This window comes from Halobacillus dabanensis (genome assembly GCF_900114165.1).
GTDB lineage: Bacteria > Bacillota > Bacilli > Bacillales > Halobacillaceae > Halobacillus > Halobacillus dabanensis.
In genome coordinates this window covers 51,598-75,072 of sequence record NZ_FOSB01000012.1, presented here as the reverse complement: position 1 = coordinate 75,072, position 23,475 = coordinate 51,598, and the positions used below count along the sequence as shown (strand labels likewise).

Genomic DNA, 23,475 nt, shown 5'->3' with positions numbered 1-23,475 from the left:
GTCTTTTTTATGATGCCCGCGTTTACTCAGAAGATAAAAAAGTAAAAATTGGCGGTGTAGAAAGGAAATAGACACAGGTGATCCTATACAGCTCCAGCGCCCGGCAGCTCGCGACATAAGCGATCTGTCTTGTGGAAGGGGAGATCATCCTCCGTCAGATGTTTTGCTTATGCATTTCGTGTCTCCCGGGGCGCTTGCGCCTTTTGTTTAAACATTGTATGGTTTATCTCCCATATTTCAGGGAAAACTCTAATAGTACAAAAAGGATTATGGAAAGGAGCTTTTCTTTGACCCAAGAAGAATTGAAAAAGAAGATTTATGAAGTCATGGAGCAACATAAAATAGGGACACTAGCTACAGTCAAAGACAATAAACCACATACACGATATATGACGTTCTGGAAAGATGATGAGTTCACTTTTTACACTCCGACCAACCGTGAGACGCATAAAGCGGAAGAGATTGAGGCAAATCCTCATGTCCATATTCTTATTGGATATGAAGGGACAGGGTATGGGGACACATACTTGGAAGTTCAAGGTCAGGCTAAAATCCGTGAGGACCAGGAAATCAAGGATAAACTTTGGAGTGATCAGATGAATCGCTGGTTCGAGGGGAAAGAAGACCCGGAATACATTGTCTTAGAGATCATGCCGGAATATATACGCTATATGAATGCGGATTCGAACACTCCAGAACAATTGGATCTTTAATATGAAAAGTGGTCAGCTTCCCGGCTGACCACTTTTTTGCTTTTCTCATTTTCAAGGCATTTTTACGAGAGAATGGTCGGTGGGAAAACGAGTCATCCCCCGACCCCCTATCCCCAAAAAAGCATTGAAATGAATTTTTTAAATAAATGGGTTGTTTGGGAGCCAATATAACGAGCTTAAAATCCTTTATTGATCCAATGAACACTTTTCATCTTCATATTCAACTTGAATAGTCACATGCTCAAACTGGATGTTTTGCAAGATGTCTTTCACTTCAGATTTTACATTACAGATGGTATCTTTCGAGGCATTCGCTGGCACGACAACATGTGTGGAAACCCTCTTCCATCGGATATTTCCCTCTTAAGGAAAATGGTAAATCTCACCTTTAATTAACGGGGTAGAATCGGCGGTAGATGGCATAATAATCCAGTTTATTCCCTGTGATTTTCGCTAATCGTTCCAGGGACTCCAATAAAATGGATTTATCGAGCTGATAAATGACTTTTGTTTCAATATGATCGAGCGTATTACAAGCGAACTCCCAGAGCATTTGGTGTTTGGATTCATCGATGGATGCTGCGACCATGGCGAGAGAATCAACGAGTTCTGTGATAATTAAATGGTTGTCGCGCGCATAGTGCCGTATAAAACCGAAACCGCGGTAAATATAAGATTCAAATGACTCTGACAAAAGGACAATGCGTACTTGTTTCTCGTTGTCCACTAAATATGGGGTGAAAGTGATGAAATCTTCCACTGTAAGCATTAATTCAGCCATTTGATGAATGGTATTGATAGCAGATTTCGGGTCATCATTACCAAGGGACTTGATCCCGATTTCTGCAAGCTTGTGCATCCCCATTTGAATGTCTTGCAATTCTGTTTCTTTATAATCAATGGATACCATCTTGCAATATTTTTCTTCGTCCACTTTGTGGGCATCAGGCCCCCAGAAACTGAACAGATTATTTCCCTTTAAGATGTAATCCCCGACTTGAGAATGGAACTGGATAAGGATGTTATCTTTGCGCGCTTCTTCAATCATGGCTCGGTAATCGATGAGTTGAATATAACCTGATGTGATAGCTTCGACTTGCTGAGCCTCTGATTTATATTCTTCCATTAGATCTCCAGGCTCTTTTGTTCGATATTGTTCCAAGTCTTTTCGTAACGTCTGATTGATGATTTGCTGGGAAGATTTCTTCATCGTGTCGGTGATATTATGGACTTGCATCCATGTAGTCGCATGATTAATGAAGTAAATGAACGTGACCGATGAAGTGAAAGCAAGGAAAATAGTTACAATCGGTACAGCAACGAAAGATTCGTATTCGGTATTTCCGATGAAAAGAAAGACAAGAAGCACATAGACGAAATTTCCATTAAAAATACCAAGTGCATGCTGGGTTCTTTTATCTGCCACAAAGTTCAATAGCATACGTGGAGAAAATTGGCCGCTGAACGTTGTCAAAACAACGAGCAAGGAGTTTAAAGTGAAGGCACTCAGTGTCAAAATACCTCCAATTAATGTACTGACAAGCATTCGTGTAATTTCCGCATTAATCCTGAAAAATTCAAATGTATATTGTTCTATTTGAAAAACAATGTCAAGCAACAAAGTGATAATCACAACCAATACAGACATCGATATATATAACAAAGGCATATACCATAGTGTCATCTGCATTTCGTGTTTCCGTTGTCGCTTAGACATTTGTAGATATTTTCTAAGTGAAACGGGCAATAATTTAATGAAAATCTTGTTTTCCTCCTCTCTTCTATGTGTTGAGCATAGTCGTATTTTCCCCTAATCTCCTTGTTTCAAAACCGAAAATACTATTCTATTAAAGTTTTGTTTTTGGTTTTTTGTTAGGTTATATTGAAATGTAAGTAGAGGAGGGGATTCATTTATGAAGTGGGTTCAAAAGACGTTTCAAGAATTAACTAAGGAAGAATTATATGAAATTCTCCAAGTCAGGGTAGCCGTTTTTGTAGTGGAACAAGAATGCCCTTATCCAGAAGTGGATGGCCGTGATGAAGAGTGTTTACATATTTGGCTGGAAGACGAAGGGAAGTTGGCTGCTTATTGCCGGATTGTTCCGCCGGCAGATGGAGAGGAGTACTATAGTATCGGCCGTGTACTTGTTATGGAAGAGTACCGGGGAGGAGGTTACGCTAGAGAAGTGATGAACAAGGCAATAGAAGTTTTGCATACAGGTTATAAGGTCGACCATATTTGGCTTCACGGCCAGGAACATTTGCGCCATTTCTATGGATCATTCGGATTCAAAGAAGTTTCCGAGGTGTACCTGGAAGATGGAATTCCTCACGTAGATATGCTGATGGATGTTCAGTGATTCGTTTTGCAGCCTCTGAAAGCGGGAATGAGAACTTTGTTTATAATTTCCGAATGGAGGTTTGAAAATTGAGTCCTAGTACATTTACGAAACAATATATTAATGGCCAGTGGAAAAATGGCTCGAGTGAGAAAGTTGTCCATAATATCAATCCTTTTACACAGCAGACAATCGCTCAGATCCCTTCTGCTAATGAAGAGGATCTGGAGGAAGCATACAAGGCAGCGAATGATGCACAAAAGTCCTGGATGGCGACAGTCCCTGTCAAAAAACAGGCCTATTTTGATCGGCTTTTGAAAGTCATCCATGAACGGAAAGATGAAATCATAGATTGGCTTGTGAAGGAAGCAGGAAGTACGGTCGTAAAAGCGGAAGTTGAATTTCAGGCAGCAATTGGGATTATCCGTGAATCATCAAGCTTTACGACGAGGATGAGTGGACAGATTTTACCATCGAATACAAATGGGAAAGAAAATCGAGTCTATCGTTCTCCTAAAGGTGTCATCGGGGTGATTGGACCGTGGAACTTCCCGTTTCACTTGGCGATGCGTTCGATTGCACCAGCTCTTGCCACAGGAAACACGGTCGTTGTCAAACCGGCCTCTGATGCACCAGTTACATCCGGCCTTTTAATTGCTGATCTGTTTGAGGAAGCGGGTTTTCCTGAAGGTACCATAAATGTAGTGGTGGGCCGTGGTTCAGAAATCGGTGATGCATTCGTCACCCATCCTGTTCCAAAGTTAATATCCTTTACAGGGTCTACGGAAGTAGGTAGTCATATTGGAGAACTTGCAGGCAAGTACATCAAGGATACAGCCCTTGAATTGGGAGGTAATAACGCCATGCTTGTCCTCGAAGATGCCGATATCGATCAAGCGGTAGAAGCAGCGGCATTCGGGAAATTTCTCCATCAGGGACAGATTTGCATGTCATTGAATCGAATCATCGTCCACCAGCAGGTACATGAGAGATTCATTGAGAGGTTTAAAGAAAAAGTAGAAAGCCTGAAGGCAGGTGATCCTTCAGAAAAGGATACAGTGATTGGCCCTCTTATTAATATGGATGCTGTCGAACGGATTCAGGAAGACTTGAAGGGGAGTATTGACCAAGGTGCTGAAATTCTGACAGGCGGGGAGGCAGATGGGACTGTGATGCAACCAACCGTTTTGTCACGTGTTACAACAGACATGCCGATTGCAAATAATGAGGTCTTCGGTCCTATTGCTGCGGTTATTCGTGTTTCGTCGGAAGAAGAAGCGATTGAATTGGCCAACAGTTCCCCTTATGGATTGAGTGGCTCTGTTTTCACCCAGGATGTGCATCGCGGGGTGGAAGTTGCTAAACGAATGGAAACGGGTATGGTACATGTAAATGACCAGTCCGTCAACGATGAAGCCCACGTCGCTTTCGGTGGTGAAAAAGACTCCGGCATCGGCCGTTTTGGTGGAGAATGGGCGTTAGATAAATTCACCACCGTTAAAACGGTTGGTGTCATGAACGGCTATCGTGAATTTCCGTTTTAATAATACCAAAAAGGGAAGCCACCCAACTCAGGGTAGCTTCCCTTTTTTAGTTAATGTTCTTCTGTCGCTGCAGTACAATTATTCAACAATATGGCAGTATTCTGGAAGACACGATTCCGAGATATCGGGAGTGTTTTAGGGGCTAGGGGAAAAGGTTCGCTTTTTATAGGGTGGGCGATGAAGCTAGGCGAGTAGCTTCCAAGACCCCATTCGCACTGCCCCGGATATCTCGAACTGATCTTTAAGAATAGGGACCTTTATTGAGGGGGTTATATATACTTTTCGACTTCCCACTTCGCTCCCGTTTGTATATATAGGTTTAACTTTTGGGCATATTTTGCTGCCTCTTCTTCATGGGGGAAAATCTTGTCACGACGATCGATTGGGTCTTTTAAAAACTCTATCTTATGTTGATCTTTTCTTACCAATGCGTACATGTAATCCCTCCTGTACAACCTATGTAGTATGTTTGTATATGATAATTAAAATACAAATGGAGCAAGTATTCAATATATATTTTTATTTTAGGAAAAAACTCACTTTATTAGTTTACTTTCGAAAAGTGAACAATTTTTCTGTCCATTTGAAGGAAAAAATTACATTCTAGGGACTTGTTTTGATGTCGATCAATCTAACACTCCAATAAATCACCCCTTGGTGTAAAATAAAAGAGTACTAATGAAAGGGAAGCGGAGGGTTGTTTATGGAAAGATTAAAACAAGAACTAATAAATAACGGCTATATCATCACAAAAGAAAGTACGAAATCCGTGGAATTAGTGGGGAAATCTACTGGGGAAGTATTCTATTTGTTACCAAACAAAGAAATTACGACTGTCCTGAATCCAAAGAGGGTGGAAGAGAGTGAAAAGCTTATGGAACAATCTTCGGGGTTAAACCACAATACTTCTTTTATTAAATTCCCTAAAAGGCACAATACTGGTTCAGATCTGATCCATTACGGGTACTCATTCAAATTTCAGTCTGAAGATGAGGCAATCATATTTTTGAAGTCATATGTTGGCTAAAGAAAGAGGGACTTCCTGTTTATAGGAAAGTCCCTCTTTTGTCATTTTTCCGCAAAAGCTTTGAATCTTCTCAAGGCATCACGAAGGTTTTCTTCGGAATTGTTTAACCCGATCCTCACATAACCTTCTCCATGTTTACCGAAACCGATCCCGGGGGCCACGAATAAACCGGTCTCCTCTAATAGTTCATCCGCAAATCCTTGTGAGGTGAAGCCTTCAGGTACTCGAAGCCAGGCGAAGAATGACCCCTTACATGGTGCCACGTGGTATCCTGCTTCCTGTAATCCGCCGACAAGGAGGTCGCGTCTTTTTTCATATGTTTCCGCTAGATTTGTAACACATTGCTGGGAGCTTAGCAGGGCGGTGGCTGATGCTTTTTGCAGGCCGCCGAAAATGCTGCAGAAATAGTGATCCTGTATCACCTCAAGAGCTTGGATTACACTAGGGTTGCCGACGGCGAAAGCGACACGCCATCCGGCCATATTGTAGGTTTTAGACATTGTATAAACTTCGACACCCACGTTTTTAGCACCTTCCATCTGCATGAAGCTCAGTGGTTTAGTACCATCAAATCCGATCGCTCCATATGCAAAATCATGGACGACACAGACGTCATGTTTTTCTGCTTCTTCAATCGTTTTTTCGAAAAATGCAGCATCTGCAATTGCGCCTGTAGGATTATTTGGATAATTCAGGAACATAAGCTTCGCTTTCTCCCAACTTTCCGAATCAATTTCCTCATAGTTCGGCAAAAATTGGTTTTCTTCTCGTAGAGGCATGGATTTCATTTCAGCTCCGACCATTTCAATCCCTGACCAGTAATCTGGATAACCAGGGTCTGGAACAAGGGCGATATCACCGGGGTCGAGGAAGCATTGGCTCAGTTCCACAAGACCTGTTTTGCTGCCTGGCATAATCGCTACTTCCGTCTTTGGATCAAGAGTGACATCATATTCCCGTTTATAAAATTCAGCGACAGCTTCTTTGAAAAAATCAAAACCGTGGAAAGGTGGGTATTGATGATAAACAGGGTTTTCGGCTGCTTCTTTAAGTGAATCGACGATATGGTCGGGTGTCGGCTGATCTGGATTCCCTTGACCTAAATTCACGGTGTCATAACCGCGTTCTTTATATAGATCTAATTTATCAATCATAGTTGCGAAAAACTGATCTGGCAATCGCTGTAATGCTTTGGATGTATTAAACTGCTTCATAATCTTCACCTCAACGTATTTTTTTGAAAAGTCGAACAAAAGTAATAACGATAGTGTAACATGATAGAAGTTTGAGTGGGAACCATAAAGGCAAAGAATAAAAGAATAGATGCTAGACGAAGGAGTGTTTGGAATGAATTTTGTCATCATCGGGGGAGATGCGGCTGGCATGAGTGCTGCAATGCAGATTGTACGAAATAGTGAAGGCCACGATATTACTGTTTTGGAGCAAGGCGAAATAACCTCCTATGGGCAATGTGGGCTTCCTTATGTTTTGAGCGGGGACGTAGAGTCGACAGATGACCTGATCGCTCGTAAACCGGAGACTTTCCGGAATAAATATGGTATCGACGTTCGGACAAAAAATATGGTTACCGAAGTAGACTGTGAGCAAAAACTTGTGTATGCAAAAGATTCGCAAGGACAAGTTTATGAATTGAAATATGATCGTCTTCTCGTAGCTTCTGGGGCCGCGCCGGTCATGCCGCCGTGGAAAGGGAGTGACCTTGAAGGTGTCTATTCTTTAAAAACCATTCCTGATATAGAGGAGATTATCAATGCTACAACCGAAAACGTAAATCACGTTACCATCATCGGCGGAGGTTATATTGGGCTTGAAATGGCCGAAAGTTTTAGACAAGCCGGGAAACAAGTCCGACTGATTGATCGTGGGCCACAGCTTGCGAAGAATTTTGATGAAGATATGGGAGAATTAATTCTTGAGGAAGCTGAAAGGAACCGTGTGGAAGTGCATTTAGGAGAATCAGTGGAAGGTTTTGAAGGGGATGGAAAAGTAGAAAAAGTGATCACTGATCAAGGGAAGTATGAAACAGATCTTGTCCTTGTGGCTGTAGGTGTCACGCCGAACACGTCTTTTATGAAAGGGACGGGTATCTATAAAGGGCTGAATGACGCCATAACGGTTAATGCTTTCATGGAAACGAGCATCCTCGATATATACGCAGCTGGCGACTGTGCCATGCAATATCATCGAATCAAGAAGAAGGATGATTATATTCCCTTAGGAACACACGCCAATAAACAAGGGCAGATTGCCGGTCTGAATATGGTTGACAAGAAGCGCTCATTCAGGGGCATCGTAGGAACCGCGATTTTGAAATTTTTCAATTTAACTCTTGCTCGTACCGGTTTATCTGAACGGGAGGCGGAGAAGGAAAGGCTTCCGTATAATAAAATAACCATCGACTCGACGCACGCAGCAGGATATTATTCAAAAGATGATCCGATGACATTGAAGATGATTTATCATGAAGAAACACGTCAAATACTCGGCGCTCAGATCATTGGGAAGCAAGGGACGGATAAGCGCATTGATGTTCTTGCCACAGCTCTCTTCCATGAGATGACGATAGATGAGCTGGAAGATTTGGATCTTGCCTATGCTCCTCCATATAACAGTGTTTGGGATCCGGTTCAACAGGCAGCCCGAAAGGCAGATTGATACGCGGAGAATAGTACGTTTGTATGGTAGGATAAGAGTGAAGCACCATACAGGAGGATTCGTACTGTGAAGACACATTTATATAAAGAGGCAGAGGCATTCATCCGTCAGTATCATACAGAGGAAAACGTTCCCTCTGTAGAGGAAAGGCTTATCGCGGTCGAGCGTGAAATCTTTGAAACGGGGAGTTATACACACACCTATGAAGAGCTTGAATACGGTGCTAAAGTGGCATGGCGAAACAGTAATCGTTGTATTGGGCGCTTGTTTTGGAACAGTCTGAACGTATTCGATGCTCGTCACTTGGAAACAGAAGAGGAAATTCGTGATGCGATGTTCGACCATTTGGAGTTCGCCACCAATGGAGGTCGGATCCGTTCTACTATCACCATATTCAAACCGAAAACACCAGAAAAAGCCGTTCGCATTTGGAACCATCAACTCATCCGATATGCGGGGTATCAAGAGGGAGAAAAGGTTATCGGAGATCCTGCTTCCATCGAGTTCACCCGACAATGTCGGCGGTTAGGATGGGAAGGGGATGGCACTCCTTTTGATGTTCTGCCTCTAGTAATCCAGGTTGGTGATCATGAGCCAGCATGGTTCCATATACCAAAGGAAAAGATACTCGAAGTCCCGCTCCGTCATCCAGAATATGATTGGTTTGAAGATTTGGACCTTCGTTGGTACGCGGTACCTATCATATCTGATATGTGCCTTGAAATCGGTGGATTGGAATACACGGCTGCGCCATTCAATGGATTTTATATGGAAACAGAAATCGGGGCACGGAATCTTGCAGATGATTTCCGGTACGATCTTTTGCCTGTGGTAGCAAAAGCGATGGGACTTGACACGAAACGTAATAATTCATTGTGGAAAGATCGTGCGCTGATCGAAGTGAATCAAGCGGTCCTCTATTCATACCAGTCGGAAGGAGTGAGTCTCGTCGATCATCATACCGCCGCTCAACAGTTCCGACAGTTTGAGAAAAAGGAACAGGCTTGCGGGCGCCAGACAACTGGAGACTGGACGTGGCTTATTCCCCCCGTTTCTCCGGCTGCGACACACATTTTCCATGCGTCCTACGAAAATCGAATGGATACACCGAATTACTTTTATCAAACACCCGTATATGAAAAAAAGCCTTCCAACTGGTGATCCAGCTGGAAGCTTTTTTCGTATTAGGCATATTTTACGGTGATTAATAAATGGTGGTGATTATTGTTGTCTTTATCTGTTATCATCCAGGTTCTGTTCTTCGTCCCTCTAGGTCTTATCATTCATAGAGGTCGGGACGGCGATCCTGGAAAATCGGAATCTGTTGCCGGATGGATTCTACCGCAGTGAAATCAACCTCTGCATAAACAATTTCTTCCTCAAATCCACCCTCCGATACAACATTTCCCCACGGGTCGACGACGATGGAGTGTCCGCCGAACTCATTGCCTGGGTCAGAGCCAACCCGGTTACAAGCGATAACAAAGCATTGGTTTTCAATCGCTCGGCTAATCAACAGGTTACGCCAATGGTTTACACGAGGCTTCGGCCATTCAGCGACAACGAACAACCCACGTGATCCGTCCAGCATATGGGTGCGCATCCATTCAGGAAAGCGGATGTCATAACAAATCACTCCAGCCACAGGAAAGCTCCCAAGCTTGAAATTTCCTTTCGTGTTTCCTGATTCTAAAAATTTCTCCTCATTCATCAAGCGGAAGAGATGCACTTTCCTATACTTTATCAGGAGTTCGCCATCCTTGTCGTAGGCTATAAAAGTGTTGTAAAAATTCCCTCCATCCTTTTCCGCTATCGACCCTGCGATGGTTATTTTATGTTCACGAGCCAAGTCGAGCAGTAATCGGTGTGTCGGACCTGTCATGTCTTCGGCGATTTCATCGAAGCGGGATAGGTCATAGCCTGTCGTCCAAAGTTCGGGCAACAAGATGAATTCACTACCATTTGCTGCTGCTTCTTTTATTTTTTCTGTCGCTCGTTTCCGGTTCGTTTCAGGGTTTCCAAATGCGATATCCATTTGTATAATCGCTAGTTTATTTGTCATTCTATCACCTCATTACCTTACATTGTATCAGAAAATTATGACGCTTTCTCCTTTCGTATCATTCTCTGCTACCATGCTACAATAAGAGTTAATGAATATGATTCCATAAAAGGTTCGACTATATATCGTGAGTAAAGGGAGGGGAAGCTATGTTTGAATTGCTTCTTCCTATGCTGGAGCGGCTAGGCATTATTGTTACAGTGGCTTTTATTATCACCCGCTTCCGCTTTTTCAGGGAGTTAATCGATCAGAAGACTTTGGACCACAGGCAACGCTATATGGCTATCGGATTTTTTGGTTTGTTTGGAATTATCGGTACATACACAGGAATCACCTATAATACAACTTCATTAGATTTCGGCCGGTGGGCGTACAACCTCGTGGAATCGGAAGCTCTTGCAAACTCCAGAGTCATCGGAATTGTAGCAGCAGGGCTGTTTGGTGGTTATCGGATTGGTATCGGTGCGGGTATCATTGCTGGAGTGCATCGGGTTTCATTAGGTGGCTTTACCGGGGTTGCTTGCGGCATATCTGCCGTGGTGGCTGGAGTGATTGCAGGTATATTCCATAAAAAAGGGAAGCCGCTGAAGTTGAAGACAGCACTCTTCGTCGGTGCACTTGCAGAAACAGTTCAGATGGGCATTATTCTACTTGTTTCAAGTCCATTTTCCCGTGCGTGGGCACTTGTCCAGGAAATTGGGTTACCGATGATTGTGGCAAATGGTGTGGGTTCGGCGCTTTTTTTATTGATTATCCGTAATGTCTTGCATGAAGAGGAGAAAGTGGGAGCACTGCAAGCCCAGAAAGCTCTCAAACTTGCAGAATATACGGTCTCTCACTTGAGGAAAGGCTTAACGAAAGAATCTGCTGAAAAAGCATGTCAGATCATTTTTAGTGAGGTTCAAGTGAGTGCCATTTCAATGACCGATGAGCAACATATTCTGGCTCATGTTGGTCAAGCTGATGATCATCATAAATCCGGAGAACCGATTCAAACAGATGCAACAAGAGAAGTCATCAATACAGGAAAACGGGTGGTCGTCCGTCACGAAGAGATTCATTGTCAGCATCCAAATTGTCCGCTTGGGGCCGCAGTGATTGTACCATTGAAAAAACGGCAAAAAGTGGTAGGGACATTAAAGTTCTATGTGACGACAGAAAAAGAAATCTCCAATGTCTTGCTGGAGTTGATTCAAGGCTTAAGTGCTCTCTTGAGTCAGCAGCTGGAACTCGCGGATGCAGAAAAAGCAGAAGAGCTTGCCAGGGAGGCTGAAGTGAAGGCATTACAGGCCCAGGTGAACCCGCATTTTCTTTTCAACTCTTTGAATGTCATCGTTTCTTTGACACGTACAGAACCTGATCGAGCGCGGACTTTACTCATGGCACTATCGAAATTTTTTCGCCAAAATTTAGGGGCTACAACGAAAACATGGACATCCTTAAAAGAAGAATTGAAGCATGTGAAATCTTATTTATTAATTGAAGAAACCCGTTTTGTTGATCGGTTGCATGTAGACTATGAGATTGATGAGAAAGCATTGTCTGCCAAAATTGCTCCCCTTACCTTACAGCCGCTTGTGGAGAACAGCATAAAACATGGGATTAAAGATCAAGATGCCTATGCAGAAATTAAAATCATGATAAAAATGCGTGATGGCGAGGTTGAAGTGGTAGTAAAAGATAATGGAAAAGGGATTGACCAAGAACGGATCACTCTTTTGGGTGAACAGTCAGTAGAATCAAAACAAGGGACTGGTTTCGGTTTGTATAATGTTAATAAACGGTTGGAACATATGCACGGAGAAAATTCAAAGCTGCACTTTGTAAGTGATGAAGGAAAAGGAACGAAAGTCTTCTTTACACTTCCAATGCAAAAAGAGGAGGAAGAGGGTTGATGGAAAAAATAAAAACGCTCATCGTCGATGATGAGCGTTTCAGCAGAGAAGAGCTGATTTTTTTATTAGAACCATATGAAAACATCGAAGTCATTGGACAGGCAAAGTCTGGGGAGGAAGCTGTCATGGAGACATTGAAGTTACAGCCCGATGTCCTTTTTCTAGATGTAGAAATGCCAAAGATGGATGGCATGGCTGTTGCCAAGGCGGTGCAAGAATTAAAGAAAGTGCCGGAAATCGTATTTGCGACGGCATATCCGGATTTTGCAGTCGAAGCCTTCCGCCAGCAAGCAGTTGATTACTTACTGAAACCTTTTGATGAAGAGCAGTCGGGGGAAACAATCGAGAGAATCCAGAAAAAATTACATCCATATGAAAGGAAGCCTGATTACACTCCTTCCAAATTTGCGGTCGAAGTAGACGGTACCATTGAATATATTGACCCTGGCAAAATCATTTATGTGTATAGAGAAGGACGTGTCACCAAAATTGTCGGAAGAGAAAAAGTGTACGAAACGAAGGATGCGCTTAAAGATGTGGAACAACGTCTCCGAGGTTTTTCCTTCTTTCGCATTCATAAAAGTTATCTCGTAAATCTCGATTATATATATCGCCTCTCTCCATGGTTCAATGGGGCATATCAACTGGAGCTTAAAAGTACTGATGAGAAACTTTCTGTCAGCAGGAATTATGTGAGAGATTTGAGGAATAAACTGGAATTATAAAAACGTAAGGTGTAGTTAATAGACCAGGTTTCCTTCTTTGGCGTTCTCTTAATTTGGTTTTTCTCTTATAACTCTATGTTTTTCAATCCGTATATTCAACATGTTAGACATGAGATCTTACATGTTGAACAGAAACCTCCCTAATGAAAGCGGTATCTTGGTATATTTCTTGTAAGCGGTTGCAAATGCAATGAAGGAGGATATACCATGATTACATTTTTAGTTAGTATAGTACTGTTAATAGTTGGTTATCTTACGTACGGTAAATATGTGGAGAAAACGTTTGGTGTTAATACGGATCGCCAAACTCCTGCCTATTCTCACGGTGATGGAGTCGATTACTTACCGATGGGAGAAAAAAGAAACTCACTGATTCAACTTTTGAATATAGCGGGGGTAGGTCCGATTTTTGGTCCTATTTTGGGTGCCCTGTATGGTCCTGTAGCTTTTTTATGGATTGTGCTCGGATCTATCTTTGCCGGGGCTGTTCACGATTATTTGACAGGAATGATTTCGATCCGCAACCGTGGGGCTCACTTGCCTGAACTTGCCGGAAAGTTTTTAGGGAAAGTGATGAAACATGTTGTCAATGCTTTTGCTATTTTATTGCTTGTTCTAGTTGGAACCGTGTTCGTGACAGCCCCGGCGGACCTACTTCACAACATGACAAGCAGCTGGTTATCTCTTCCGATTATTTTGCTTGTTATTTTTGCTTATTATCTCTTAGCTACGATGCTGCCAATTGATAAGATCATCGGACGTTTTTACCCGATTTTCGGAGCACTTCTATTAATCAGTGCCATCGGAGTTGGGGTTTCTCTAGTAGTTACGGGTGCGCCGATTCCTGAATTGAGCCTGACAAACATGCATCCCGATAATGCACCGATTTTCCCGCTGTTGTTCTTAACGATTTCTTGTGGTGCTTTGTCTGGTTTTCACGCAACACAATCACCAATTATCTCAAGAACGACACAAAAGGAAAAACAAGGACGTCGTATTTTCTACGGCATGATGATAGCAGAAGCAATTATCGCTATGATTTGGGCTGCGGCTGCCATGAGCCTATTCAATGGTTCTACAGGACTGAACGAGGTGCTGGCTAGTGGTGGACCAGCTGCTGTCGTCAGTGAAGTATCCATTGCTATGCTTGGAGCAGTAGGAGGGACATTAGCGGTGCTGGGAGTAATTATTCTTCCAATCACTTCCGGTGATACAGCTTTCCGCAGTGCCCGTATGATCATTGCTGATTATCTGAAAATTCCTCAGAAAAAAGTGATGAGTCGTGTTTGGATTGCTGTTCCTATGTTTGTCATCTCTTTTGTATTGACGCGGATTGATTTTACATTGCTTTGGAGGTACTTTTCCTGGGCGAACCAATCAACAGCTGTTATTGCACTATGGGTAGGAGCTATGTACTTGTTCTTGTCTCGTAAAAATTATTTCATTGCCGCTATACCAGCAACATTCATGACAATGGCGACATTCACCTATATCATTAATGCACCGATCGGTTTCGGTCTACCGTTGGACGTGTCCTATGTCATTGCTGCTGTCTTGACTGTCGTTGTAGTGACTGTGTTCTTTATCGCCGCCCGCCGCGGTTTACAAAAAGATATTCCATTGGAAGAAGATTTGAAACAAACGGCATAATGCCAAAAGTACCCTGCGCCATAGCGTTGGGTGCTTTTTTTATAGGTGAACAATCCTGAATTCTGCTTCCCAAAAAGCTCCCTATTCTAGAAGAGCCGGTATCGAGACATATGGGAGAGTGCGAAAGGGACCTTGGAAGCTACTCGTCTAGCTCCATCGCCCAGACACTCGCATCATAAGCAAAACATCCAAGATCCGAAAAGGCACATTATGTGTTTTGCTTATGCCAGTCGTGTCACCATGGCGATTTGAACACTTTCCAGCAGGAGTCATAATCCAAAAGGGGAGATTATAAAATCTGTATTTGAGGGAAGGTTTTTCTTAAGAGTGAGAGGGTATCCTTTATAAAGAAAGGAGAGATCGATTATGGAACAAGAAATTAACGTGAAAAAAGGTAAATTATATATAGGGGATGAAGAAGATCCCAAAGCTCAACTTCTATTTGAAGAGGAAAATAATACGATGATTATTACTAGTACATTTGTTGACCCTTCCGAACGTGAACAAGGGCTAGGGCGTGAGTTGGTCGATTATGCTGTCAATCACGCTAGAAAAAATAAATGGAAAATCGACCCCGTTTGCTCTTTCGCTAGGGAAGTGATGGAACAAACCCCAGAGTACCGTGTGGTGTTAAACAAGTAGAGGAGGAGTTTCTGATGGTGAAAATCAGGGAACCTGAAGAGAAGGATCTCATGCATTTCACGAGGTATAGCATCGATTTTCTACATTCCATCAAAACCAGCCGCCAGAGGAATGAACAACTTAGAGATCGCAAATATTGGGCGGCAGATCAACTTTTAGCGAATAACCCAAAGCAGAAACTACTTGTTGCAGACATGGACGGACGTATGATTGGATATGTGCTTGGAGTTATCGATCAACATGGGGGTCCAGACGAATATGGATACGTAAGGGAAGTTTTTGTTGATGAGTTTTATCGTCGTGAAGGCATCGGAACAGAGCTTTTTCAGCAATTAATGAATTGGATGCATAGTCAGGGGGTTGAGGCCATCCAGGTGAATCTGGACGACTATCATAACGGAATAAGCGAATTTATTCGGAAGAGCGGGTTCACTCCTGTCAGCACGCTTTTTGAACATAAACAAAAGGAATGAAGTCACCAGGCTTAGGGGAGGAATTCTAATGAAAAAGGCCATGCTTATCGTTAACCCCTCCTCAGGGAAAGAAGAAGCATTGGATCATGTTGAAAAAATCGAAAAAATCCTGTTTGATAAAGGGTATGATGTAAACGTTGCTCAGACGGAAAAAGAATTGGATGCAACGCTATATTGTCAAAACGCCTGTAAAGATGAGTTTGACCTTGTTGTCTCTTTAGGTGGGGACGGAACTCTCCATGAGACAATTAATGGTATGGTCGATCAAAAACACCGTCCCTTGTTAGGTATTATACCTTTAGGGACGGTCAATGATTTTGCCAGAGCCCTCGATATTCCTCTTGATGTGGAAAAAGCAATTGATATTCTCAAATCAAATCGTGCGAAAGAAGTAGACATCGGGCGTTTTAATGACCAATATTTCGTCAATATCGTAGCAGCTGGAGCGATTGCGGAAGCCACCTACGAGGTGAAGCCTCAACAAAAAACAAAATTCGGACCATTGGCCTATATTATGGAAGGGATGAAAACCATATCCAATAATAGTAGTTATCCTATCCGTATTGAGTATGACGGGAAGGTTTGGGAAGGAGGTTCATTTCTTTTTCTAGCGGCTCTGACTAATTCAGCAGGTGGTTTTGAGAAATTATCCCCTGAAGCAAAGGTGAATGACGGAAAAATTCATTGCTATGTTGTTACCCAGGTGAATATGATCCGTCTCGCCTCTATTGTGTCGGCGATACTAAGAGGAGAATTGAAAAACGAAAAAGATGTCGAATATTTTAAGGCAGACCATATCAAACTTTCTTCTGAAGAGAACTTAGTAACAAACGTGGATGGGGAAGAGGGGGATTCCTTACCTGTGGAGTTATCTGTCCTTCCTTCCCATATTAGGGTCGTAGTAGAATAGGAAAAGGCTGCCAAGGTTGCAGCCTTTTTTCTGTGTCATACTAGGATGGAATGAGGTGAATTTATGAAGAAACCAAATATGGAAGATTACTTACAAGAAGGTATATATGGAAGCAGAGAAACAAAACCAGGAGAAAGAAAAAAGTTCCTTGGCACCTTGAGGGAACGGGCTTTGCTAACGTTAACCAAAGGGCAAGTCATGCAAGAACTGGGGAACGAGGAACTGGCTGAAAATATGAAGCAATATCCGGAGGCTAAATTGCTATTGAACGGGAATGTGAGCTATCGTTTTTTATCGCCCTATATGGATATCGCTGATAAATATAATATTCATCACACTACTATTTCGAATCAAGAATCAGAAACGGATCTTGGCGCTGTATTAACGCTCGACTATGCCATCGAGAAAGAAACAGTCACTATTGAGGTGGAGGAAAAAGAGAAGAAAGATTCTACCGGAGAGAACGGGATGAAAGGTTTCTTCAAATCACTTTTCAAACCTTCAGAATAAGTAAGGAATAGGACGCACCAGTAGACAAGAATGCATATGTAAATTTATGGCGACCTTCCCTTTCGCAAGATGGTTTTCTTATGATGTGATTGGCTGAGCACTGGATTCGGTTTCCGCCTTCTGGAAAATATCCAAGATTATTGAACTTTATAACTTTCGAGAGCATAAAAAAGGCTGCGGACTCCGCAGCCTTTTTCAAACACGTCCCCCCTAGAGGGAGCCATTCTTTACTTATACTGACTTAAGAATCTTGCCAGCCCGACGATAATAATAGCAAAAGAAAATAGAATCATTGCAATGTAGCCGGCATAGAACAAGAATTGATCGAAAAAGTTTCCAGCTGTGTCACCAAGGTTGTAGAGGGCGTAACCCGACAGTAAAGCGGCCAAAAACAGGAACACACGGTTGTTGAAATCCATCTCTGTTCCACCTCCTTTGTACTTTCAATATATGATGTACAAACGAGGAATATTTGATTTTTTATAAAAATTTTGGCGGCTTGTCCACTCAAACATCGTTTTATGTATTATAAAACCCTTCAACTAACTGGCAGTATCCTGAAGACTCCGTTTCGAGACTTTTGTATAAGTGGATGGTGCTGCGGGGGATGACTCGCTTTCCGTGGGAGCGCGGTGAGCCTCCTCGGACTGTGGGGTCTCACCTAGCACTCTTTTCCCACAGGAGTCCCGCCATTCCCCTCCGCTCCTTTGCCATATCAGTATCTCGAAACCACTTCTGGGAGACGTGCTGTATGCTAAAGCGAAGCGGATAATATGAAACACTCTCCACTGGTCATTTTAGACGTGGAAGCTTGATATGTAGCGCTTTCCTGGTAGATATCACTGGCATAAGCAGAACAGCAACGGAATGTGCCTTTTCATTCCTTTTCTGTTCTGCTTCTGTCGCGAGTGTCTGGACGAGGGAGCTAGACGAGTAGCTTCCCTACCACCCCTGTCTCCTAATATGGCAAACAATTCCCCGGATTATCTCGAAACTGAGTCTTATGGAATAGGGAGCTTTATTGGAGGGGAGAGGTGGGGGATTGGGCAAAAAAAATCCCCTTTTGAATGGGCAAAAGGGGGGGATGGTTGCTGTCTTTTGATTGAGGGAAGACAGACCATAAAATCTACAGGCTATTTTTCCTGGCGGGGAAAAATAGTAGGTGATTCGACGTAAGAGACAAAAGAGAGTACATACAAAATAAATAAAAACTGAATTAGGGTAGTTGGTACTAAGAAGTGGACAACCTGCACGTCTTAGTACTTGCAAATTAGTCAGTATCTCTTCTGCTATCCTTATTGTATCACTCTTAGGGGGGCTTCTGCTTTGGGAAAAAAACAAGCAGATTGGATAACTCATTAGTGGTTTTAGTAAAAGTTTTTCTCAAGTTTTGTCTACTATTGGTAAAATGTAAAATATATTCAAGTGGAGATTGTTTAAGAAGTCGGAATCAGGTAGACTGATAATAACAATTAATTTGGAGTGGGGACCATGGATGTCAGCAAAATCCAACTTATGATCCAAATGCAAGCCATGTCGATGTTACGAAAACGAAGTGATAATAGTTTTTCAAGTGGAATGCAGTCCATGACGTTTCAAAGCCTGCTTGATGCGGCTCTGGCAGAATCGGCCACTAGTAATTCCACAAAGAATAAAACAGTAGAACGTTCTATACCATCTTACATGCCTTCTATATCATCTCAGCAGCAGGCAGACTCTACACAGGCTCCTGAAGTAAGCGGAGGGACACCTGGTGTGAATCAATTAATTCAAAAGGCCGCAGCCTACCACGGTATTGACGAAAAGTTGGTTCGTTCTGTCGTCCAGGCTGAGTCTAATTTTGATCCAGATGTGACTAGTCATGCAGGGGCGCAAGGATTAATGCAACTCATGCCGTCTACAGCCCAGGGTCTAGGTGTAATGGACCCTTTCGATCCTGAAGAGAACCTTATGGGAGGAACAAAGTATCTAAAGCAAATGCTGGATCGTTATGACGGAAACGAAAAGCTTGCTCTTGCTGCCTATAATGCAGGGCCAGGCAATGTCGATAAATATGGCGGGGTTCCACCCTTTCGTGAAACGCAGAATTACATAACGAAAATCCTTGGTTAACACAGAAGAAGCCACGTCATTCTTTCAGCATGACGTGGCCTCTTCTGTGTTAAGGAAAATAGGTATAGGAAATTTACTTATCGGGCTCTAATTCTCTGCTCATTTGCATGTATTGATCAAAGACAACGGTCATTTCTTTTAGGCGGTTGCGTACGTCTTCGTCAATGAGCTCTCCATGGGTGGAAAAGTGGTTCGTGTGTGTATACACGTAGTTTGGTGTCACCATGCACCGGAAGTAATTGAGAATCGGTTTGAGTTGATTTTCGACTACGAGGTGATGTTGCAATGTTCCTCCATTCGCAACGATGGATACAGGTTTGTATCTCATGGCGAGTGGAGAAACAGCGTCAAAAACATTTTTCAATGTCCCTGGAATGGATCCTTGGAAGACAGGTGTCGCTATGACATAAGCATCTGCTTCTTCAATTTCTCTGATCAATGTTTTCATATCATCGTTATATTCTTCGGATGGTCGCCCATCGACGAATTGTAATTCATAATTTTCCAAGTCCACCATTTTCGTTTCATGAGTCGTGGGCAGTTGCTGTATATATTTTTCAATTTCGTCAAGAAGCGTCCGGGTTTTTTTCCCGACAATCGTTCCGTTTAGTAGTAGAATCTTCATGACAACTTTCTCCCCTTCGTTTTCATTGAGCTATGATATCGTATGCAGAAAATTAAAAAATGGGCTATGTAGCCAGTTTTAGTATGTGTTGGATTGCCTCAGTCATCGTAATATTTTTTAATTCTTCTATAATATAAACAACCTTTTTAAAGGAGTCCAATGTAAAATGTGGTGCCAGGACTATCAGGATACTTTCGCTTTTTATTGTATGGCCCTGCTGTAGTGCCTAGCCCTTCGAGGTCTTAAGCAAATCTTTGCTGTGGCAAATACCGCCACTTCAAAGGTTTGCTTAAGCTTGTCAGGGCTCCCAAGGCACTTCCGCATTTCTTTCATGGTAAAGTATACATTTCATTTAAGCAATTGTGAGGATTCAAGTTGCTTGAGTATGAACGGAGCAGGGTATAATTATAGGAGGAGGGATGACTATGCTCCGGCTATGGCGAAGAATCAAGTTTTTATTTAATATCAGAAAATCAGTGCCATTCCTCATTCGTTTTTTTAAATCAAGAGAAGTGAGTCCAGGTAAGAAGTGGCTCTCTGTATTGCTTTTGATTGCTTATTTATTGTTCCCATGGGACATTATTCCTGACTTCCTTGTATTTTTAGGTTTAGTGGATGATTTGGCCGTGTTCACTTATATTATGCAATGGATGGTTAAGGTGGCCCCGGAAGATTTGAAAGAAGAATATCGGGTGTATGAGGAATAGAAATGTTTAGCCTGCATCAAGATGGGGTATATAAATGTTGTGGATTCAATTATTAAAAGTCAAGGAGTGATCATTTTGAGTAATGTAATGTTTACAGCCCATGCAACAGCCCAGGGTGGCCGTAACGGTCATGTTAAATCTGACGATGGCCTGATTGATTTGAACCTATCCATGCCAGGTGAAGGTGATGAAAAAGGTTCCAACCCTGAACAATTGTTTGCAGCAGGGTATTCCGCTTGTTACGATGGTGCATTGAATCTCGTTGCCAGCAAGCAAAAGAAAGAAATCGAATCTGAAATCACTGCTGACGTCAGCTTGCTTAAGGATGAATCCGACAACGGCTTTAAAGTCGGTGTTGTACTGAATGTGGAAGTCAAAGGCGTTTCTCAAGAAGAAGCGGAACAACTTGCAGAAGAAGCTCACAAAGTATGCCCATATTCTAAAGCCACTAGTGGCAATATCGATGTGGAAATCAACGCAAAAGCGGTATAGAAGTATTGTACACTCCCCGAGGGTCTTTCCATCGGGGGGTGTTTTTTTTCTGGATTCTATTCGAAAGAAACCTGCAGTAATACACTGATTTCATTCAATAGACTGGAAGCGGTCTTTTGGTATATTGCATTTCATTACCCAAATTTAAAACATCTGTGGTATTTTATAGTCGAAGGGGTGGAAGACGATGGAGATCACCGATCAAGCTCGTGATTTGTTGAATCAAATATTGGAAGATGAAGAAGCTGGTTGTTTACGATTATTCTTTGCAGGTTTTGGTTGTGGAGAACCGGATATCGGGATGACGATCGGGGAACCAGAAGGGGATGACGAGCTTCATCATATCAATTCGATTCCTGTTGCGATCGACAAACGAATCGTTCATATGACAGGACCTTTAAAGATAGAAGGGAAACAGACGATGGAAGGGCCGAAATTTCAAATGCTCGGTCTTCCGGAAAAAGATTGTTAAGTAGAAGGCCCACCAGTTCGTGGGTTTATTTTTTTGACTAGATATAGAGAGGATACAACACCATGATGGCACCAGGACACCAGGTTGTTGGCTTTACATTCGGTGTAGGAGCTATGACATTGTTGCCAACATTTGAATGGCTCCCTGCCCAACCGGTTCAAACGATTTTATTTTTTGTGTTCGTTATGTTCGGGTCGTTATTACCGGATATCGATACACCGACCTCGACACTTGGACATAAATTTTGGCGGGGACTGATGATGGTCTTTACTATCGCTTTTCTTTGTTATTTATTCGTCCCTCAATACTTAGATACATATAGAGAACAACTGAAAATATTTGTTATGCTCCTGTTACCAATTTTGATAATGATTCGTGGGCACCGGAAGATGACACACTCCCTGTTATTTGTCGGTGTATTGATTGTTTATGGAGTTATTTTAGAAGAAGCATTACATGTTCCTCGCATGTATATCGGAGGACTTATCATTGGAGTGCTTTCTCATTTGTTTGCCGATTATATAACCAGGAAAGGAATCCCACTCGCTTACCCCTTCTCAAAAAAACACTGGCAATTCATCTTCACCATCCGGACAGGATCGAACAGCGAGCGTATGCTGGTCTATTCTCTTGTCCTATGGAATGTCTGGTTTTTAACCGCAAATATATTTTGACATCACTTTTCAGTGGTGTCATTTTTTATAACTTATCAATCTGTTAATCCCCAATACATAGGGCTCTAGTCTCCTTGCTATATTATTGAATGAATCAAGTTCATTACCTAAAGTTTTTGTAAAAACTTTCTTGCTGTATAGACAAATTTGAGAAAATTCAATAAACTGTTAATAGGGGGAGAAAGGGGGATGGGGAGAAATGACGGATAACCAAGTAATCGAACCGAGTCCATTAAGACAATTACAAATGACCCAAAAATCCTCTTTATATGATGTCTATTTAAACAACTTGAGATATTACCCTAAAAGTGATGCTGTCCTTCGTACTAGAGATTTTATCCTCTCCCATTTTCCAAAGGACTTGGAAGAGCAGATCGTCTGCTTGGAATTTCTTTATATGAATGACTTTTTTGATGATCTTGCTATCATCCTTTCAACTCATTCCATAAACAGAGAAATAAGGCAACTATACCGAATATTAGTGGAAAGATTGAATAAGGAAACTACGAAAGATTACTTGGATGAGTTGAAATCCCTCCATTATACGCATCCATCGCTACACTGTCTTCATCTGTTCACCTTTGTATATTCCTATCATGATAGGAAAGTTTACACAGCGCTCGATAAGTATTTAGATAATTGTGAACAGGCGCTTCATAAGGTGGATGAGCCTTTGATGTATTATTATTTGAACCAACGTTATCAGGAGCTGCTTTTTCATCATTACTGGAAAACGGATAATTCCATTCTTGCTAGCCGTCATGCTTATAAAATGATTAACACAGAAGTATCACCACGGAAAAAGAGTCGGATGTATCACGATTTAGCTTTGTGTAATCTATTTAATGGTTATGAATCCTCGATGGAATCGTTGGCAATGTCAGTGAAAATTGCGGAAGGTCACGGATTAGTTCCTTTTGTTACTGCGATCAAAAACCATACATTACCTTTCATCTCTGCTTTCCATAGACAAACAGATGGGATAGTTACTTCAGATCCCGTGGAACAAGCCCATTTGGAATTAGCACGCGGCAAGTACGAGGCGACGCGTGAAATTTTGCAATCAATGTCCTCATTGACCCCTTTTCAGGAGAGTTACTTAGGGTTAGCTACTAAAGATAGTGAGATGTTGAGGCATTCCTATCAGCGATTCATCAGGGAAAGAGGGGACCACTTTTTTGCGAGAGTTCCTCTGGAGTATATGAAAAGAATTCAATCATAATAAGG

The 23,475-nt window shown here is 42.2% G+C and carries 26 protein-coding genes; 19 read left to right on the top strand and 7 right to left on the bottom strand.

Annotated features, from left to right (window positions below):
* Positions 1 to 287: 287 nt before the first annotated feature.
* Positions 288 to 713: a pyridoxamine 5'-phosphate oxidase family protein gene (locus BMZ58_RS17530; protein WP_075037844.1), complete on the top strand. Its 426-nt coding sequence runs from the start codon at positions 288 to 290 to the stop codon at positions 711 to 713.
* A 186-nt stretch (positions 714 to 899) separates the two neighbouring features.
* On the opposite strand, the gene BMZ58_RS21660 is transcribed toward BMZ58_RS17530, so the two are convergent.
* Both BMZ58_RS21660 and BMZ58_RS17525 read right to left on the bottom strand, forming a co-directional pair.
* Positions 900 to 1,034, bottom strand: a complete 135-nt coding sequence (locus BMZ58_RS21660) for a hypothetical protein (protein WP_279626145.1) — start codon at positions 1,032 to 1,034, stop codon at positions 900 to 902.
* Positions 1,035 to 1,101: 67 nt separating this feature from the next.
* Entirely contained in the window at positions 1,102 to 2,430 is a 1,329-nt protein-coding gene (locus BMZ58_RS17525) for a DUF2254 domain-containing protein (RefSeq protein WP_244151642.1), read from the bottom strand.
* 196 nt (positions 2,431 to 2,626) lie between these two features.
* On the opposite strand from BMZ58_RS17525, the gene BMZ58_RS17520 reads away from it, so the two are divergent.
* Together BMZ58_RS17520 and BMZ58_RS17515 are read left to right on the top strand one after the other, a co-directional pair.
* Entirely contained in the window at positions 2,627 to 3,073 is a 447-nt protein-coding gene (locus BMZ58_RS17520) for a GNAT family N-acetyltransferase (protein WP_075037842.1), read from the top strand.
* Positions 3,074 to 3,141: 68 nt separating this feature from the next.
* Positions 3,142 to 4,596, top strand: a complete 1,455-nt coding sequence (locus BMZ58_RS17515) for an aldehyde dehydrogenase family protein (protein ID WP_075037841.1) — start codon at positions 3,142 to 3,144, stop codon at positions 4,594 to 4,596.
* A 269-nt stretch (positions 4,597 to 4,865) separates the two neighbouring features.
* Here BMZ58_RS17515 and BMZ58_RS21250 read toward each other — a convergent pair whose 3' ends face one another.
* Entirely contained in the window at positions 4,866 to 5,033 is a 168-nt protein-coding gene (locus BMZ58_RS21250; RefSeq protein ID WP_167360110.1) for a hypothetical protein, read from the bottom strand.
* A 266-nt stretch (positions 5,034 to 5,299) separates the two neighbouring features.
* Here BMZ58_RS21250 and BMZ58_RS17510 point away from each other — a divergent pair, with 266 nt between their 5' ends.
* Positions 5,300 to 5,623 carry a hypothetical protein gene (locus BMZ58_RS17510; protein WP_075037840.1) on the top strand — a complete coding sequence of 108 codons (324 nt, stop codon included), beginning with the start codon at positions 5,300 to 5,302 and terminating at the stop codon, positions 5,621 to 5,623.
* 41 nt (positions 5,624 to 5,664) lie between these two features.
* On the opposite strand, the gene BMZ58_RS17505 is transcribed toward BMZ58_RS17510, so the two are convergent.
* Positions 5,665 to 6,837, bottom strand: coding sequence for a pyridoxal phosphate-dependent aminotransferase (locus tag BMZ58_RS17505; protein WP_075037839.1), 1,173 nt, complete (start codon positions 6,835 to 6,837; stop codon positions 5,665 to 5,667).
* A gap of 133 nt (positions 6,838 to 6,970) precedes the next feature.
* On the opposite strand from BMZ58_RS17505, the gene BMZ58_RS17500 reads away from it, so the two are divergent.
* Together BMZ58_RS17500 and BMZ58_RS17495 are read left to right on the top strand one after the other, a co-directional pair.
* The gene (locus BMZ58_RS17500; RefSeq protein ID WP_075037838.1) at positions 6,971 to 8,299 is read left to right on the top strand and encodes an FAD-dependent oxidoreductase; all 1,329 of its coding nucleotides are present in this window, start codon (positions 6,971 to 6,973) and stop codon (positions 8,297 to 8,299) included.
* Positions 8,300 to 8,365: 66 nt separating this feature from the next.
* On the top strand, positions 8,366 to 9,460 hold the full coding sequence (locus BMZ58_RS17495; RefSeq protein ID WP_075037837.1) for a nitric oxide synthase oxygenase: 1,095 nt from the start codon (positions 8,366 to 8,368) through the stop codon (positions 9,458 to 9,460).
* 118 nt (positions 9,461 to 9,578) lie between these two features.
* Here BMZ58_RS17495 and BMZ58_RS17490 read toward each other — a convergent pair whose 3' ends face one another.
* Positions 9,579 to 10,361, bottom strand: coding sequence for a carbon-nitrogen family hydrolase (locus BMZ58_RS17490; RefSeq protein ID WP_075037836.1), 783 nt, complete (start codon positions 10,359 to 10,361; stop codon positions 9,579 to 9,581).
* A gap of 149 nt (positions 10,362 to 10,510) precedes the next feature.
* On the opposite strand from BMZ58_RS17490, the gene BMZ58_RS17485 reads away from it, so the two are divergent.
* From BMZ58_RS17485 to BMZ58_RS17455, 7 genes are all read left to right on the top strand, one after another.
* Complete coding sequence (locus tag BMZ58_RS17485) at positions 10,511 to 12,256, top strand: sensor histidine kinase (RefSeq protein ID WP_075037835.1); 1,746 nt, start codon at positions 10,511 to 10,513, stop codon at positions 12,254 to 12,256.
* The gene (locus BMZ58_RS17480; protein WP_083412868.1) at positions 12,256 to 12,981 is read left to right on the top strand and encodes a LytR/AlgR family response regulator transcription factor; all 726 of its coding nucleotides are present in this window, start codon (positions 12,256 to 12,258) and stop codon (positions 12,979 to 12,981) included. Before BMZ58_RS17485 ends, BMZ58_RS17480 begins: the two co-directional genes overlap by 1 nt.
* A gap of 207 nt (positions 12,982 to 13,188) precedes the next feature.
* A complete protein-coding gene (locus BMZ58_RS17475; RefSeq protein ID WP_075037833.1) occupies positions 13,189 to 14,631 on the top strand; it encodes a carbon starvation CstA family protein in 1,443 nt (480 codons plus the stop codon).
* A 366-nt stretch (positions 14,632 to 14,997) separates the two neighbouring features.
* On the top strand, positions 14,998 to 15,273 hold the full coding sequence (locus BMZ58_RS17470) for a GNAT family N-acetyltransferase (RefSeq protein WP_075037832.1): 276 nt from the start codon (positions 14,998 to 15,000) through the stop codon (positions 15,271 to 15,273).
* A gap of 14 nt (positions 15,274 to 15,287) precedes the next feature.
* Positions 15,288 to 15,746, top strand: coding sequence for a GNAT family N-acetyltransferase (locus BMZ58_RS17465; protein WP_075037831.1), 459 nt, complete (start codon positions 15,288 to 15,290; stop codon positions 15,744 to 15,746).
* 28 nt (positions 15,747 to 15,774) lie between these two features.
* Entirely contained in the window at positions 15,775 to 16,656 is an 882-nt protein-coding gene (locus BMZ58_RS17460) for a diacylglycerol/lipid kinase family protein (protein ID WP_075037830.1), read from the top strand.
* A gap of 63 nt (positions 16,657 to 16,719) precedes the next feature.
* On the top strand, positions 16,720 to 17,166 hold the full coding sequence (locus BMZ58_RS17455; RefSeq protein ID WP_075037829.1) for a YueI family protein: 447 nt from the start codon (positions 16,720 to 16,722) through the stop codon (positions 17,164 to 17,166).
* Positions 17,167 to 17,393: 227 nt separating this feature from the next.
* Here the strand turns inward: BMZ58_RS17455 and BMZ58_RS17445 are convergent, their stop codons facing one another.
* A complete protein-coding gene (locus BMZ58_RS17445) occupies positions 17,394 to 17,585 on the bottom strand; it encodes a hypothetical protein (RefSeq protein WP_075037827.1) in 192 nt (63 codons plus the stop codon).
* A 1,072-nt stretch (positions 17,586 to 18,657) separates the two neighbouring features.
* Between BMZ58_RS17445 and BMZ58_RS21655 the strand changes: the two genes are divergently transcribed.
* Positions 18,658 to 19,278: a lytic transglycosylase domain-containing protein gene (locus BMZ58_RS21655; protein WP_075037826.1), complete on the top strand. Its 621-nt coding sequence runs from the start codon at positions 18,658 to 18,660 to the stop codon at positions 19,276 to 19,278.
* 73 nt (positions 19,279 to 19,351) lie between these two features.
* On the opposite strand, the gene BMZ58_RS17435 is transcribed toward BMZ58_RS21655, so the two are convergent.
* Entirely contained in the window at positions 19,352 to 19,903 is a 552-nt protein-coding gene (locus BMZ58_RS17435) for an NADPH-dependent FMN reductase (protein ID WP_075037825.1), read from the bottom strand.
* Between the two features lie 425 nt (positions 19,904 to 20,328).
* Here BMZ58_RS17435 and BMZ58_RS17430 point away from each other — a divergent pair, with 425 nt between their 5' ends.
* The 5 genes from BMZ58_RS17430 to BMZ58_RS17410 all read left to right on the top strand — a co-directional run bounded on the left by BMZ58_RS17430 (position 20,329) and on the right by BMZ58_RS17410 (position 23,470).
* Positions 20,329 to 20,610: a YkvA family protein gene (locus BMZ58_RS17430; RefSeq protein WP_075037824.1), complete on the top strand. Its 282-nt coding sequence runs from the start codon at positions 20,329 to 20,331 to the stop codon at positions 20,608 to 20,610.
* A gap of 75 nt (positions 20,611 to 20,685) precedes the next feature.
* Complete coding sequence (locus tag BMZ58_RS17425; protein ID WP_075037883.1) at positions 20,686 to 21,102, top strand: organic hydroperoxide resistance protein; 417 nt, start codon at positions 20,686 to 20,688, stop codon at positions 21,100 to 21,102.
* A gap of 187 nt (positions 21,103 to 21,289) precedes the next feature.
* Complete coding sequence (locus tag BMZ58_RS17420) at positions 21,290 to 21,574, top strand: iron-sulfur cluster assembly accessory protein (RefSeq protein ID WP_075037823.1); 285 nt, start codon at positions 21,290 to 21,292, stop codon at positions 21,572 to 21,574.
* A gap of 62 nt (positions 21,575 to 21,636) precedes the next feature.
* Positions 21,637 to 22,248, top strand: a complete 612-nt coding sequence (locus BMZ58_RS17415; RefSeq protein ID WP_075037822.1) for a metal-dependent hydrolase — start codon at positions 21,637 to 21,639, stop codon at positions 22,246 to 22,248.
* Between the two features lie 199 nt (positions 22,249 to 22,447).
* Positions 22,448 to 23,470: an AimR family lysis-lysogeny pheromone receptor gene (locus BMZ58_RS17410; RefSeq protein WP_075037821.1), complete on the top strand. Its 1,023-nt coding sequence runs from the start codon at positions 22,448 to 22,450 to the stop codon at positions 23,468 to 23,470.
* The last annotated feature ends 5 nt before the right edge of the window (positions 23,471 to 23,475 follow it).

Excerpts from the sequence above, each read along its gene's own strand:
- BMZ58_RS17525 (WP_244151642.1), bottom strand. The coding sequence starts at position 2,430 with ATGTCTAAGCGACAACGGAAACACGAAATGCAGATGACACTATGGTAT.
- BMZ58_RS17520 (WP_075037842.1), top strand. The coding sequence starts at position 2,627 with ATGAAGTGGGTTCAAAAGACGTTTCAAGAATTAACTAAGGAAGAATTA.
- BMZ58_RS21250 (WP_167360110.1), bottom strand. The coding sequence starts at position 5,033 with ATGTACGCATTGGTAAGAAAAGATCAACATAAGATAGAGTTTTTAAAA.
- BMZ58_RS17510 (WP_075037840.1), top strand. The coding sequence starts at position 5,300 with ATGGAAAGATTAAAACAAGAACTAATAAATAACGGCTATATCATCACA.
- BMZ58_RS17505 (WP_075037839.1), bottom strand. The coding sequence starts at position 6,837 with ATGAAGCAGTTTAATACATCCAAAGCATTACAGCGATTGCCAGATCAG.
- BMZ58_RS17500 (WP_075037838.1), top strand. The coding sequence starts at position 6,971 with ATGAATTTTGTCATCATCGGGGGAGATGCGGCTGGCATGAGTGCTGCA.
- BMZ58_RS17490 (WP_075037836.1), bottom strand. The coding sequence starts at position 10,361 with ATGACAAATAAACTAGCGATTATACAAATGGATATCGCATTTGGAAAC.
- BMZ58_RS17485 (WP_075037835.1), top strand. The coding sequence starts at position 10,511 with ATGTTTGAATTGCTTCTTCCTATGCTGGAGCGGCTAGGCATTATTGTT.
- BMZ58_RS17480 (WP_083412868.1), top strand. The coding sequence starts at position 12,256 with ATGGAAAAAATAAAAACGCTCATCGTCGATGATGAGCGTTTCAGCAGA.
- BMZ58_RS17475 (WP_075037833.1), top strand. The coding sequence starts at position 13,189 with ATGATTACATTTTTAGTTAGTATAGTACTGTTAATAGTTGGTTATCTT.
- BMZ58_RS17470 (WP_075037832.1), top strand. The coding sequence starts at position 14,998 with ATGGAACAAGAAATTAACGTGAAAAAAGGTAAATTATATATAGGGGAT.
- BMZ58_RS17465 (WP_075037831.1), top strand. The coding sequence starts at position 15,288 with ATGGTGAAAATCAGGGAACCTGAAGAGAAGGATCTCATGCATTTCACG.
- BMZ58_RS17460 (WP_075037830.1), top strand. The coding sequence starts at position 15,775 with ATGAAAAAGGCCATGCTTATCGTTAACCCCTCCTCAGGGAAAGAAGAA.
- BMZ58_RS17455 (WP_075037829.1), top strand. The coding sequence starts at position 16,720 with ATGAAGAAACCAAATATGGAAGATTACTTACAAGAAGGTATATATGGA.
- BMZ58_RS17445 (WP_075037827.1), bottom strand. The coding sequence starts at position 17,585 with ATGGATTTCAACAACCGTGTGTTCCTGTTTTTGGCCGCTTTACTGTCG.
- BMZ58_RS21655 (WP_075037826.1), top strand. The coding sequence starts at position 18,658 with ATGGATGTCAGCAAAATCCAACTTATGATCCAAATGCAAGCCATGTCG.
- BMZ58_RS17435 (WP_075037825.1), bottom strand. The coding sequence starts at position 19,903 with ATGAAGATTCTACTACTAAACGGAACGATTGTCGGGAAAAAAACCCGG.
- BMZ58_RS17430 (WP_075037824.1), top strand. The coding sequence starts at position 20,329 with ATGCTCCGGCTATGGCGAAGAATCAAGTTTTTATTTAATATCAGAAAA.
- BMZ58_RS17420 (WP_075037823.1), top strand. The coding sequence starts at position 21,290 with ATGGAGATCACCGATCAAGCTCGTGATTTGTTGAATCAAATATTGGAA.
- BMZ58_RS17415 (WP_075037822.1), top strand. The coding sequence starts at position 21,637 with ATGATGGCACCAGGACACCAGGTTGTTGGCTTTACATTCGGTGTAGGA.
- BMZ58_RS17410 (WP_075037821.1), top strand. The coding sequence starts at position 22,448 with ATGACGGATAACCAAGTAATCGAACCGAGTCCATTAAGACAATTACAA.